Annotated in this window: 8 protein-coding genes; 1 reads left to right on the forward strand and 7 read right to left on the reverse strand. The window is 32.9% G+C overall.

Annotation, left to right across the window (positions count from 1 at the left end):
- Positions 1–39: 39 nt before the first annotated feature.
- From RBB48_RS17210 to RBB48_RS17225, 4 genes are all read right to left on the reverse strand, one after another.
- On the reverse strand, positions 40–2,361 hold the full coding sequence (locus RBB48_RS17210; protein WP_306007922.1) for a bifunctional glycosyltransferase/dipeptidyl aminopeptidase/acylaminoacyl peptidase: 2,322 nt from the start codon (positions 2,359–2,361) through the stop codon (positions 40–42).
- A gap of 52 nt (positions 2,362–2,413) precedes the next feature.
- Positions 2,414–3,931 carry a glycosyltransferase family 2 protein gene (locus tag RBB48_RS17215; RefSeq protein WP_088063825.1) on the reverse strand — a complete coding sequence of 506 codons (1,518 nt, stop codon included), beginning with the start codon at positions 3,929–3,931 and terminating at the stop codon, positions 2,414–2,416.
- 375 nt (positions 3,932–4,306) lie between these two features.
- A complete protein-coding gene (locus RBB48_RS17220) occupies positions 4,307–5,329 on the reverse strand; it encodes a hypothetical protein (protein WP_088063826.1) in 1,023 nt (340 codons plus the stop codon).
- A 296-nt stretch (positions 5,330–5,625) separates the two neighbouring features.
- Complete coding sequence (locus RBB48_RS17225) at positions 5,626–6,843, reverse strand: aspartate aminotransferase family protein (RefSeq protein ID WP_088063827.1); 1,218 nt, start codon at positions 6,841–6,843, stop codon at positions 5,626–5,628.
- A gap of 271 nt (positions 6,844–7,114) precedes the next feature.
- Here RBB48_RS17225 and RBB48_RS17230 point away from each other — a divergent pair, with 271 nt between their 5' ends.
- Positions 7,115–8,494, forward strand: a complete 1,380-nt coding sequence (locus RBB48_RS17230) for a catalase (RefSeq protein WP_088063828.1) — start codon at positions 7,115–7,117, stop codon at positions 8,492–8,494.
- A 208-nt stretch (positions 8,495–8,702) separates the two neighbouring features.
- Here RBB48_RS17230 and colA read toward each other — a convergent pair whose 3' ends face one another.
- From colA to RBB48_RS17245, 3 genes are all read right to left on the reverse strand, one after another.
- Positions 8,703–11,339: a collagenase ColA gene (colA, locus tag RBB48_RS17235; RefSeq protein WP_088063829.1), complete on the reverse strand. Its 2,637-nt coding sequence runs from the start codon at positions 11,337–11,339 to the stop codon at positions 8,703–8,705.
- A gap of 511 nt (positions 11,340–11,850) precedes the next feature.
- Positions 11,851–12,363, reverse strand: a complete 513-nt coding sequence (locus tag RBB48_RS17240) for a hypothetical protein (protein ID WP_088063830.1) — start codon at positions 12,361–12,363, stop codon at positions 11,851–11,853.
- Between the two features lie 112 nt (positions 12,364–12,475).
- The gene (locus RBB48_RS17245) at positions 12,476–14,230 is read right to left on the reverse strand and encodes an adenine deaminase C-terminal domain-containing protein (protein WP_306007882.1); all 1,755 of its coding nucleotides are present in this window, start codon (positions 14,228–14,230) and stop codon (positions 12,476–12,478) included.
- Positions 14,231–14,432: the final 202 nt, after the last annotated feature.

A 14,432-nucleotide genomic window follows, 5' to 3' on the forward strand; every position in this document is an offset into this window, starting at 1 on the left:
CGTTGCTATTCTACGCTTATTAGTAAAGTAGCTTCCAAATTAAAATAAATCTTTAAAATCCCTATTCTTTATTAAATAAGAAAGCCCTTCTACATGATCTCCAGTAATTCTCAATACAGCCGGTGGATGTCCTACTGTTGCAAAGTGCTCATTTGGACGAATACGATTTGGTTTCATTACATCTACAAAATGGACACATTCAACTTTATATCCTTCTAATATTGCCTTTACTTGCGCAACACACGCTGTATGAAGAGTATCCCAGCCAATTCCCTCTAAACATTTTCGACTAATAGCGTGGGGAACAGCAATTGTGGATCCCACACCTAAATCTTTACGATTACAAGCAATATTCAACATATATTTATATAAATTTACAATATATAGAGGAAATCTAAGATTTAAATTTAAATCATTTAAAACCATATCAACACCATCCGCAACAGCCTGCGTTAACGGATGAAGGTCTTTTGCTGGAATGGCAAAATCAGCATCAATAAAGAGAAGTATATCCCCTGTGGCTTTTTGTGCACCAATTGCCCGTCCTACATCATGTCCTAATGCTTCTTGATAAACAATTACTGTTGCTCCTAATTGTTTTGCGATTACTTCTGTCTGATCTGTTGATCCATTAATGACAACAATTATTTCTTTCGGTTCAACTTTTCTTGCCTCAAGAATAACTTCTTTAATTGTCGCTTCTTCATTTTGTGCCGGTATAATAATTGATAACTGTTTTCCATTATAAATTGATGAATTCATACCCCACCCTTTATGGAAACGCGAATAATTCTTTTGTTTTTTTAGTTGCTCTATAATTTCTCTTTTTCTTCCTCCATCTGTATAGTTACCTCTATCATCTTTTCGTTGTAACCAACTTTCCAAAGCTTTTACATTCTCTTTAATCTCACATACTTCTAATTTAGTTAATTCATTTTTATAGAAAGAGGTTTTGTTTGCGGGTATATTATTCAAGGAGGTGTTAGTGATAGCTGACGAGGATTGTAGTCGCCACCCTTTCTCAATAAGAGTTACTTGGGACAGAATAGGGTTCTGCAAGATATCATATCCAATGTCTTCAATTGCTTTTTTAGTAATAACATATGGCATAGATAACATCGAATCATATTTTAAATCCATACGCCCCAATACATCGTTTACTATTTTTCTATACACCATAGCAATGCTTGGCCATTCTACTCTCATCTTTTCAAAACATACAGAGTCTATGTTATTCAAGATTACATCCTGTTCCTTTTTTAGTAGTGGTTCTATAAATCGTTCTAATTCTACCGAAAAAATAACATCTTCTCCATTTAAAAATAAAATTACATCTCCATTAGCGATTTTCGCCCCATAAACTGGTGCTTTCCATTTATTTTTCTCTTCAATAACAACAACGTTACTCTCAACAAATGTAGGTATGGATTGTATCGCACTCATTCTATCATCAGCTACAATGATAATTTCTAATGGTTTTATATGGTGCACTTTGTTTAAAATTTGATTCAATTTCGATTTTTCTTCTCCTAAAACTATAACGACTGACAGTGCCACTTCTTTTTGTTCTTTTTTTACAGTCTGATTAGGCTTTACTTTTTTTATATATTCAATTGTTTCACTCTTACCTACCGCTGCATGCCCTGCTTTTTTATCGAAATATAAGTCTATTACAATTTGATTTACTTCTGTATCTTTATCCAGTTGTTCTAATTCAGAAATGAATGGTATTAAATGATTTTGCACATCAAATTCACACGCGAAATTTTGCAAAAAATAAATATTCGGTACATATTTAATGTGATTAAAAAATTTCACAACATTAATTCTTTCGCCAAATTTCTCCTCAACTTCTTCTCTTGATAAACCTGGATAAGACAAATCAAAAACTAGATTTATTGGTACAGGTATCCATTTTAATAAATTTGTTTGAGGATTATTAATTAAAACTGTGGAGCCCTTAACGAATCCAGCTAAAATTAAAGACATAAACCCTCCCCCGGAACTGCCATAAAACAACACATTTTTCGAATCAATTTTTAACTTTGTAAATAATATTTCTAAAATATTTGCTATATCTTGTAAGTAAAATCTATCTAACTCCCCTTGTCCCCAACCTAAAGATAATTTTCCAAGATATAATGTAGGATCATTATAATATATAACAGTATCTTCAAACTCTTCCATCCAAGAATGTCTATGAAAAATAGGTGGACCGATTGGCTGTTCTTGAAATCCACCTGCTCCGGATCCAAAAACAATAGTGTTAGAAGCACCCGGCTTAATACGAATTAAAAATTCATACGTTACTTTACCCCAATCAACCTTGAGTATAAATGGTTCTGTAGTTTGAAAATCCATTTGCCATAATTCTTCATATGAAATGTTAATTTTTTTGTACTGGTCTAACAGTTTAATCACCCTTTCCATCTATTTCAAGGTGTTCTATTAAGTAAGAGAGAGCTTCAACGTGATCACCAATTATTCTTAATACCGCTGGAGGATGTCCATTATGACTTACATTCTCCATTAAACGAATTCTATTCGGTTTTACAACATCAACGTAATGTACACATTCTACTCTATACCCTTGTAATATAGCTTTTACTTGTGCAAGACTAGGGCATAGTAAACTTTCCCAGCCTATTGCATCTAAACATGATCTACTCATAGCATGTGGAATTGCTACTAATGAGCCATTACTTAATTCTGGACGATTATATGCTAAATTAAGCATATACTTTACGACGTCTACAACATAAAACGGAGGATGTAACATCGGATTCAAATCATTTAATGCTATGTCTACACCAGCTGAAACTGCTTTTGTAAAGTGATGCAAATTACTTCCTGAAACACTAAAATCACCATCAATAAATAAAAGGATATCTCCTGTAGCTTCAAGCGCTCCAATAGCACGTCCAACATTATGACCAAGTCGTTCGTTATATTCAATAATAGTAGCACCAAGTCTTTTAGCAATATTGGCCGTTTGATCTGTCGAACCATTTACAACGACAATTATTTCTAGCGGTTCTATTTTTCTTGCCTCAAGTATTACTTGTTCTATAGTCTCTTCTTCATTTTGCACTGGTATAATGACAGATAGTTGTTTCCCGTCATAAATTGAAGAATGCATTCCCCAACCTCGATGATACGAAGGATACTGCTTGCTTTCACCTAATCTTTGAATAATATCTCTTCTTTTTCCTGCATCAGTAAACCCTACTCTTTTTCCCTTTTTCTCTATCCATTTAGAAATACCGATTAAATATTTTCCCACTTTCTCCCTTTCATTTTCTGACAATTCTTTTTTAACTAAATAACCTTCCTCTTCTAACGTTTCATCTCTAGATAACGTTTTTATTGCATATTGATCGTTAATCCGCCAGCCTTGATTAACTATGTTCATATGAGCTAGAACGATATCTTTTATATAATCAAAGCCGATATTTACCACTACTTCTTTCGTAAGTGCATATGGTAATGAAAGTATTGAATTGCTTTTTAAATCTGGTCGACTTAAAATTTCATTTAACATTTTTCTCCAAACAATATCCGTATTTGGACATTTACCAACTTCTATAAATTTATCTATTTTGTTTAATACTACATCAGCCTGATTTGTAACAACTGGCTCAATAAAATTCTTCATTTCATTTGAAGATAATAAAAAATTACTATCTACAAATAACAATACATCTCCTTTAGCTGCCTTTACAGAAGCTTCATACCCATCATAATACGTACTATATTTATCCCTCAAAACAATATGGCATTTATGTTTCTTTGCTATTTCATACAAATTACTTCTATCGTTAGGAACGAAAATTATAATTTCAAGAGGATTTAGCTTCCATATAGATTGAATTGATTCTTCTAATATTTGTGCTCTTTCACTATACAAAATAATAACCGTTAACGATTTCATTACACGCCCCCTTTGCACATCATGTGACATAAAGTGAAACTTTAATCAGTGGGGGTTTTCTTCATCCCCCACTGATTATTAGTTGAACCAATCGGACTTTTATGGGCAGCCCGACCCCCATCTAACTTCTTTGCTTTCGCTAAATTTTGAGGTGGGGGTCTTACTGCCTATTAAAGTGGGATAAAATATTAAGTATTACCATTTCCTATGAATTTGCTACTTTATTAACATATTCAAAAGTGAATTATACTGTGTAAAAACAACCGTCTATTTTTGAAAATATAAGTTCTGCACTTACCTCCTTCCTCTTATCATTGTTTGTTACAACTCTCACCATTTAAAAACAAAAAAAGTCCTAATTTCTTTAGGACTCTATTAAACAAATTTATCAATATTATTAATTTTATATACTACCTTTTTCCATGTTATACCGCGATCTGTTGTAGTAAATATTTCTTTTTTATTACACGCCCAACCTTTACGCCGATTAAAAAAATGCAAACAAAATACATTTTTTAACAATGGATTACTTGATACTTTTATCCATTTTGATCCTTTTTTTATTATTTGATATACACTTCCATTTTCACTATTTATAACCCAGCCATAATAGGAACTAAAAAAAGAAACAGCCACTTTACTAGTATTTATTGTTTTATTTGAAATATGCCACGAATTCCCCTTATCAAATGAGTAATTCATTAAAAATTTATCATCATTCATTTTAGTTGGTATTACTAATAGGTTATTTTTGTAGATTGCTTTATAAGCCATAGCAGTCCCAGTATTAATCCCTTCAAGACTTGGAATATCTTTTATAGCTTGCCAACTTTCCCCACCATTTATTGTTTTAAATACCGTTGATGTTTCATAATGTTTTTGTAATGAAATAAATCCGACTAAATCGTTTATAAATGTTATCCCTGAAATACTATCACTAATACTTATATTTTTTATTACTTTCCAAGCTTTCCCTTTCGTTTTCAAATAGTATAAATTATGTTCAAATTTATTTGATGCAAGCTTTCTAGATAATACAATCCATATACTATCCATATTCGTAGCATGCAATTGCACTTGAACATCAGTCGATTTCTCCCAATCTTCTTCAACCGGTAAAATAAACTCACTCCATCTTTCCCCTCTATTAACTGTATAAAATATAGCTGGCAATAGATCGTCATTCGTTTTTGTTAAACCATATGCCCAAGAGCTTCGAGCGTTTATTGGATATGCAAATAATACAATTGAATTTAGAGGATTAACAACATCCCATTCTACTCCTCCGTTTCGAGTATATAAGATGGCTTGCTTTTTATTTGCATATTGAATACCAGCCCAACCATATTTATCCGTTCTCATTTGTAAAGAAGTAAATTGAATATCATTATTTTCCAATATACCACCTCATTCTTATTATTTATATATTCGTATGCTATTATTTTCAAAACGTTCTATCACTCGTTGTTAGTACCACTCGTTTTATCTACTATCTTTATATTTACTTTCTCTTTTCTTCAACAGTAAAATATCATTCAATCATGTATCAAATATAATGAAATCCCTTCTATTTTTTTCGTTATCATTTACCAACAACTGTATTTTACAAAATTCAACTATAAAAAATGCACCCCAATTGTAAAACTATTTTTAACAATTAGAGTGCACTTTATATAAAATTTAGCTTTTAACTTTTAAGCACTTACTACAGCAGCAACTTTATCCATACAAGAAATAAATTGAGTAATAAATGCATCAATTTCTTCTTTTTTAATTATATATGGAGGAAGTAAACGGATGATATTCCCTTGTGTAACATCAACTAACATCCCTTTCTCCATTAGCTCTACCTGTAATTTCTTTACATTTTCGTTCGTATCATTCAAACTAATTCCAAACATCATACCAGCATGGCGTACTTCCTGAATATAATAAGAATTTTCTTTCTGAATTTCTTGCAATTTATCATTTAGATAGTGTGACGTTTCATACGCTTCTTGCATTAAACCATCGTCAATCAATGTGTTTAATACCGTTAACCCTAAAGCGGTTCCCATTGAAGAATGAGCAAACGTTGTGCCGTGATCTCCTGGTGCAAATACATCACATAACTTTTCACCTACAATAATTCCGCCAAGCGGTATCCCGCCTCCTGCTCCCTTACCAATTTGAATAATATCCGGAGTAATATTGAAATTTTGATAAGCAAATAGTTTACCAGTTCTCCCCATACCACTTTGAACTTCATCAACGATAAGAATAACATTATATTTATCACATAAGTTTTGAACACCATGTAAATATTCACTTGATAAAGGGTATATCCCCCCGCTTCCTAATACAGGCTCTAGCATAATCGCAATTGGATTTTCTTTAACGATTGTTTCTTCTAATTGCTCTATATTCTCACGCTCTACTTCATATACCGGAATCGATGTTTTAGGAAAATTTTGATATACACTTTCTTGTCTCGTAAAATGAAGTGCTCCTAACGTACGCCCATGGAAACTATTCTTCAGCACTACGATTCCTTCACGTTCCTCTCCCGTATTAGCTCTATATTTATCAATTAATTTTAATGTCGTTTCTGTCGCTTCCGTACCAGAGTTTGTAAAAAAGACCTTTCCGTTTTTTAAAGAGCAGTCAACTAATTTCTTTGCATACTCAATCGCAACTGGATTTAAAAAATGAAATGGAAGATGCAACGATTTCGTAACTTGTTCCATTGTCATTTGCACGATTTTCGGGTGATTGTATCCTAATACATTCACTCCGACACCAGAAAATAAATCTACATATTCTTTACCATCCACATCATATAGTTTGCAACCTTCTCCTCTTTCTATCGCAACCTTCGTACGACAATACGTAGACATCATATATTCTTTATCTAATTGAAACCAATCCGACATTTTAAATTCCTCCTAGTTATTTTCCCTGTTTATTTATGTTCATTCTCTATAAAGTCATGTATAAATTCATTTTTCAGATTAAAATTTTAATAGTAATTTTCTTCACGATATTCATTTTTCCATAATTTCTTCTATTTCAACAGGTCCACTACATGTGCATTTTTTTCATCTAGCGGTCTGTTACCATTTTGGACTTTGCGTGTCATACATAATCAAGGCTATGAAATCATATTTAGTAACAATGGACAAAAAAGATTTGGAGGCTATATAGATGGATGAAAACTATGATAAACAGGGGCAATCTTTACTAGGGAATGACTTTAATGAAAATAGAGAACGTAATGAACAAGCTATACTTCACTCACAAACAGTTGGTTCACGTGGACCTATTCTAAAGCAAGATAGTGTACTTCACGAGACGCTACAAGAATTTATTCACGAAAAAATTTTAGAAAGACCTGTTCATGTAAAAGGATTTGGTGCGTTCGGTTATTTTCAAACGATCTATCCAATGTCTGAACATACTAAACTACGTTTTTTACAAAATTCTAATGCGAGAGTTCCTGTTATGGTGCGATTTTCATTAGCCGTTAGTACGAAAGGAACACCTGACACTTCTAGAAATGTACGCGGTTTTTCTACAAAGTTTTATACAGAAGAAGGCATTTTCGATCTTTTATGTAATCACATCCCTGTCTTTTCCGTTCGTGATCCGATGCGTTTCCCTGAAACGATTCAAGCGTTGTTACCTTCACCTATAAATAACTTAATAGACCCTAATAGATTTTGGAGCTTTGTCGCTAGAGCGCCTGAATCCATTCATTTCGTTGTTCATTTATATTCTGATGCTGGTACGGCCAAAAGTCTTCGCCACATCCCAGGACATAGTGTTAATACATATGTATGGAGAAATGCAGAAGGTAATCGAAAGTATGTAAAGTATCATTGGTACCCCTTTGAAGGTGTACAATACATTACTAGTGAGGAAGCGAATAAACTGGCTGCTGAAAACCCTGATTATAGCGGAAAAGATTTATATGATGCAATTGCAAATGGTAAACCAGTAGAATACGGTTTATATGTCCAGCTCATGGATCCGAAAGATGAAGCACATCTTTCTTATGACCCTTTAGATGATACAAAAGTATGGGATGAAAAGAAGTATCCTCTTATACCAGTAGGCAAAATGGTATTAAATAAAAATCCTGAAAATTATATGGAGCAAGTAGAAAAAGTCGCCTTCTCCCCTTCTAATTTACTAGACGGTGCAGAACTATCAGATGATAAAATGCTGCAAGGGCGTGCTAACATTTACAGTGATTCTCAAAGAAGAAGAATTGGTTCCGAATTTCGCAAATTGGCGATTAACAAACAGCAAAATTGGACGCCTGCTAATCAAATAACGAGCGGTGACGGAAGATACGTTGAAGGTAAACTTGAAAGAACTTCTATTACGAAACAGGATGACTTTACGCAGCCTAGTGAATTTTATGCGAAGTTAAAACCGATAGAAAAAGAACATCTTGCTAAAAACTTAGCTAGTGATTTCAAAGTTATATCCCATGATATTAGGAAGATAGTTTTGGGGTATTTCAATCAAGTATCAACTGATTTGAAAACAAGCATTGAGACAAAAATGAAAGAGCATTAAGAAGATTAAAACATGCTTTACGAATGAGAATTCAAATCTATATTAATTATTTTCTTGTCAAAATCCAATGAAGTTATTTAATTTAAAAATATAAAGCCAATATATCCCTGTTCTATAATTAGAACAGGGATATATTGAAGTAGTTTAATGTTTAACATTAAATACTTTATTTAGCTAAAAAATGCAATAAGTAGCCTTTCAAAACAAACTATTTTACTTGTACCGTATAATTCCCTGTTCCACCACCATACTTATATACACTTAAGTAATATTTCCCTGGCTTTGCATTATAATTTCCAAGCAATTTGTTTCCATCACGTTTTGTTGCATAAGCTACATAATTATTTAGATCTGATTCAGAATATAATACCCAGTTCAGTCCAAGATTTTGTTCGTTCGTAACAGAAATCTGTAAATCTTTTTGATCCTTTACATCAATAACAAATTTATCCCCCTGATCTTGATCGCTCAAGGTTCCTTTTAACAAAATATTCAAGGATAGTGGATTTGCTGTTTCAAATGAATTATTTGGTTCTTTTTCTACAGCCGTACCTTCTTCTGTATTCACTCCGCTAAACACAACATCATATTCATATTGTCCAGCATTATTTACACGGTAATTTACAAAATAAGCAGTCAATGTTTTATATCCAGTCCACTCTTTTCCTGAAAGGCGTTTCAACATATCATTTGTTGCTTCATTCATCACTTTCCAGTCCTCAACTTCTCCTTTAGCCGCACTTCCTGTATATGTCCCCTGTAGTGTAAATGTATTAAAGAATTGTGATTTATTCTTTGTTACTTTCACATCTTTTAATTTCGCTTCATTCGTAATATCTGAAGTAACGTCCGAAAGCGATTTTGGATCATGCTGAGTTAAATACTCATCTGATACTTGTGGAATTGTATACTTATCGCGATTATCAATAAGCATTTGCATATAAGATTGATATTCTTCATTTAACTTATTATCTTTGCTTAATGTAACACGGTATGCATCGTAACTTGAAACATCATTTGCGCGAATTAAATCATGTACTTTATCGAACATTTCTGGGCGTTTATTATACATATATGATTGCAGTGCAAACGAATAATTATAAAAATCCCACGTTCCATATTTCGCATTTAATGTTTGTGATGCTGTATAACGTTTTGCAGGATCATTAGATAACCCACCAATTATACTTTTTCGCGGTACTACACTATCTAATCGCGTTGCACCTGCAAAGAACTCTGCATTCCCTTCTTCAAACCATGTTAAACGTTCATTTTGATACATTTCTCCTTGTCCCCATAATCCCTGAACTTCGTACCTTCCTTGTAAGTAGTGCGTAAATTCATGGCGGAACAATTCTTCCAAACTATAAATACTTTGCTCTGGTGTACGTTCATATGTAAAGAAAGTCCCTGTCCCTTCAATATAAATCCCACCATTATTCGTTTCATATCCGTACAGTTGACGATTAAATTGATACTCATCTGGGCTATTATAAATAACCATCGTTAACACATCATCAGCATGTTCACTTTCAAGTGGTTTATCGCTACCAACTGTACGATAAAATTGAGAACGCACTTCTTTTGCCGCCCAGTATAGACGTTTAATTTTCTCTTCGCTAACTTTATCCCCAGCTTTAAAGACAATTGCTCCATCATCAAACGTATACGTTTTCGGTAAATATTTCTCTTTACCCTCTTCTCGAATTTGATCTAAATTTACAGTTTTTCCGTTCGCATCTATTCCTCCATAATTTGTAGTAATTTGTTCTGCCGCAACAAAGTATTGCTCTCCTAAATATGGATAAATTCGCATTGTATCTGTAACAACTTGTTGTCCTTTTGTCGGCGTGCTATGAAGCTTGCCCAATCGGCCAGCATAGTAAATTCCGTTATTTATTAACCATCCATTTTTATCTGATACAGTACCAATAAGTGCGAAACGACTTACTTCATTAATAAAGTTATCGATATTTCGATACCACATCGTATCTTTCGGCTCTTTTCCAGTCGTGTACATATCCGTCTGAATATCAAAGTCAATTCCCTTCATCAACTCATATATAGCGTCTCCTTTTGTTCGGTCTTCAATGAAAGTTGCAAGATTATCGTTATATTGTTTAAAAATTTCACCTGCATATAAAACCGTTTCAACATCTGCTGATGCATTTCCGATTAATTTTCCATATGATGCAATTACTTTATTTTGTTCTGATGTACCAAGTTTGAAATTTGGATTTTTTGCAATTGTTTTTAAAGCTGGTAAACATTTATCATGGTAGCTACGCTCATTTAGTTTGCTTAATTCATCATGGTAAAAACCTAAATAAAATGCTGCACGTAGAGCTTCTACTAATGTTTCAATCCCTTTTGAATCATCTTTCGTATAAGCTTGTCCTTGTTCTGCTAGTTTATTAATAATCGCTTGCATTCGGTTATCATCTTGATAGAATTTAAGACTATCACTATTAAACTGAAATAATTCCGGAATTTGATACCATTTAATTGTCACAAGAAGATCAGTTAATTGTTTGTTATTTAATTGATTTAACTCAGCCATCGAATACTTTTTTTCTTCAGCTAACGGTTTAATATTATCGGTTGGTGCTAGTGGACGCTGCGATAAATCCGCTAATTTTAACCGTTTTGTAAAAGATGCATTTTCTTGTACTTTTGAAGGGTGCGCCAATTCATCAACAGATTTCTGTATTCCTACCGGCTCCATTTGTAATACATTCTTCACATTTTTCTCTTTTGTCTCTGCTTGAATTTGCAAACCATTACATGTTATTGTCACTAGTCCAACACCAAGAATCCACTTAGAAATTTTCGAATATTTAACCATACCATTGCCCCCTAGTGTTTTAAAAGAAAATTCTGAATTCCAAAACCAAAAAACACTTATTTGTATGTATTTACAGTTCCGCTATAAATACAACTATGATCAATAATGCAATAGTAGCTTGTTTTATACTATTACGAGTACAGATTCCTTACATACAATCTCCCTTCCTTACATTTAGTACAAGCAAAAACTGTGCCAATCATATTAATCATATTTCTTATGAATAGCCAACATTCTTTTATAAATACTGTAGAATAAAATATACATAGGTGGTTCGGCAATGTATAAATCATTTGACACAAAATCTAATGTTTATGAAGAACAAATTCATTGAATGTTATAAGTTCATTAGCCAGTAAATAATTTTCAACTAACAACATCCCCAATTTTTAAATCTCTCAAAAAAGGTAAACAAACATATTCCATAAAGCTAATATGTTCGTTTACCTTTTTCTATTTCAAATCAACAGCAAAATATCGTTGAATAAAAATAGTATTAATAAGTATTTTGTTATTCATTTCTCTTTTTTAGATAATCTTTTTCACATTGTAACGGTTTGAATTTCACTTTTTTCCCTTTCTTCTTTTTCGTTTTTATAACGAGCCATTCCCCTTTTTCAACGTCTAGTTTAAGGCGTTTCATTACATTAATATTATCTTTTTCTTTATAAAGTAAAAATGCTTCTTGCGCCCTCACAAATAAGCTGGGCTGCTCGCTAAATCCACCACTATCATAAATTTTAGTTAGCGAATTATAATAAGAATCATTTTCCTTTCCACCATACATCAAATGGGCAGCCTCCAGATCTCTTTTACTTACTTCCCAAAAACTGTGTGCATCAATATTTAAATCAAACGTAGATTTAATGTCCCTCATAATGTTTTTCACATACTTCTCATCTCGAATTTTCCTTTTTTCAAGACAATCAGAAGATAACCTTGGTGCATCTGATTGGGAATGTACAACGTGTTGTATCGATACACACAAAATAAATACGCTTAAAATGTAAAATATTTTTTTCATATTTACATATCACCTCAAATGATTTATATACTATATCATTTGAGTCTTACAATATTCTTATGCTAACAATGTGAAAGGCCCTATAAATTGGACTTTTATAGAGCCTTTCATATTAACATTGCTTTATTAAATTTACCGGTGAAGCCATTACCTTACTATTTTTCACATCATATAGTCCTATAGGCGTTACCCGTATAAAAGGCAAGTGCGTCGCAGAAAAGAATAAAATGGTAAATGCCGGATCGTCATACCTGTAGCCACGCTCTTGCAATAATTTCACCAACTGTTTCTCTTCCTGTATTAATTCACTCATTTTTAAATTAGACATAATCCCGAGCAATGGTAATGCGATTTCGTGTAATACTTCATTCTTTTCAGCTATTACCATTCCCCCGCCAAGCTCTTTTACTCTATGAAAAGCTGTAAGCATATCTTCTTTATTCTTCCCAATAAGAATGATGTCGCCGGTACCAGAATAAGAGCTAGCAAGACCACCTAGTTCTTTCGCAAACCCCTTTACAACTGTATTCACTCGCCACGTACCGTCACGAGCAATCATCATAAGAAAACACTCATCATGATCTAGAGAAAGTTCATCACAGTTTAAATCAATTTCACTCGTGTATGGTTTAGTTATAACGTTATTCAATAAATGTATACCCATGTTATGAGAAAAAATCATATCCTCTTTTTCTATGGACCAGTTTAATAATAATGGAGTTACTTTGAATTTACTCCAGTCTATTTGTAATGATTCATTTTTGTTTATTCCGTCACGCTTCACCCATTTCCCTTTTGCAATTACGCTTATTGGAACCGGTTTTTCTTTACTTTCTAAAATATTAATATTAGCAATTCTACCTGTCGCAATTGAACCATGTAGATGTTCCATATTATAATAACGAGCGATATTATAACTTGCCATATGATAAGCATCTATTATTGGCACTCCTTGTTTTATCGCGGTAGCTATCATTACGTTTGTCATTCCATTTTCATAAAACGAAGGATGTGAGCCGTCTGTAGTAAGAATAAATCTATCAAACTGCTTTACTCCTAGTTCCAACAATTCTTTTAGTAACACTTCTAAATCTGGGCGGATTGAAGAATTTCTTAGGGAAACCGTGTAACCTTGCATAAGACGAGTGAAAACTTCCTGCCCTGTCATCGCTTCATGATCACAATCTGTACCTAACAGTTTTAACTTCGCTAAAGTCGTTTCAGATGCTCCTGGAAAATGCCCTTCTACTTTTTTATGTAATCGTTTCGTTTCCTGCACCCAATGTAACATTTCATCATCGCCATGTAATAACTTTGGCCACGCTGTTAGCTCGCCACCTTGAAGAACTGCTTTATGCTTAAGCCACTCTATTATTTCTTCACGATTAAATAAAGATTCCCCGTTTTGCAATTCAGTTTGTCCATCAAAACGACACCACCAATACATACTTGCTGGAATCTTTTCAAATCCATCTAATAAACGAAATGCTTCTTCACGTTGTAATGTGAAAAATAAAGTTAAATTATCATTAATAAAAGTCGTCGTCCCAAACTGCATCGCATAATTTGCTAACGTTTCTGGATTATATAATTGATATGGATGTGCATGCGGTTCTATGTAACTTGGAACTATATACTTTCCATCACAATCAATGACTTCACATTTATGTAGTTGCGCTGGCAGTTTTTCTCCTACATAAATAATGCGATCATCATAGATCCAAATATTTGCTTGCATCCACTCGCGCATATAGGAATTTAAATAAGTTGCATTCTTAAATAAAATGTGCGGACTTCTTTTGCCATCTATTATTTCAACATGTTCTCTTAATTGCTTGTTACTCCACCTGAAATCCTTTTGTTCCACTGTATTCAACTCCAATGCTATATTATTTAAGATGAAAAATAATTAATTAAATAAACTATTTTTCATACAAGCCCACTAAATACGTACCCCTATTATATTTAATAATCATAAAAATAACAATTTTCAGAATCAACATCGTTTTTATTGTTCACTACTTCTCCTTTTGAACATAAACATTTCTGTGCAGTTGTTTTACTGAAAT

Origin of the sequence: Bacillus sp. MMSF_3353, assembly GCF_030733445.1 — a bacterium.
In the GTDB taxonomy this organism is placed as follows: domain Bacteria; phylum Bacillota; class Bacilli; order Bacillales; family Bacillaceae_G; genus Bacillus_A; species Bacillus_A wiedmannii.

Coding starts and splice junctions, on each gene's coding strand:
- colA (WP_088063829.1), bottom strand. CDS start 11,339: ATGGTTAAATATTCGAAAATTTCTAAGTGGATTCTTGGTGTTGGACTA.
- RBB48_RS17230 (WP_088063828.1), top strand. CDS start 7,115: ATGGATGAAAACTATGATAAACAGGGGCAATCTTTACTAGGGAATGAC.
- RBB48_RS17225 (WP_088063827.1), bottom strand. CDS start 6,843: ATGTCGGATTGGTTTCAATTAGATAAAGAATATATGATGTCTACGTAT.
- RBB48_RS17210 (WP_306007922.1), bottom strand. CDS start 2,361: ATGGATTTTCAAACTACAGAACCATTTATACTCAAGGTTGATTGGGGT.
- RBB48_RS17215 (WP_088063825.1), bottom strand. CDS start 3,931: ATGAAATCGTTAACGGTTATTATTTTGTATAGTGAAAGAGCACAAATA.
- RBB48_RS17240 (WP_088063830.1), bottom strand. CDS start 12,363: ATGAAAAAAATATTTTACATTTTAAGCGTATTTATTTTGTGTGTATCG.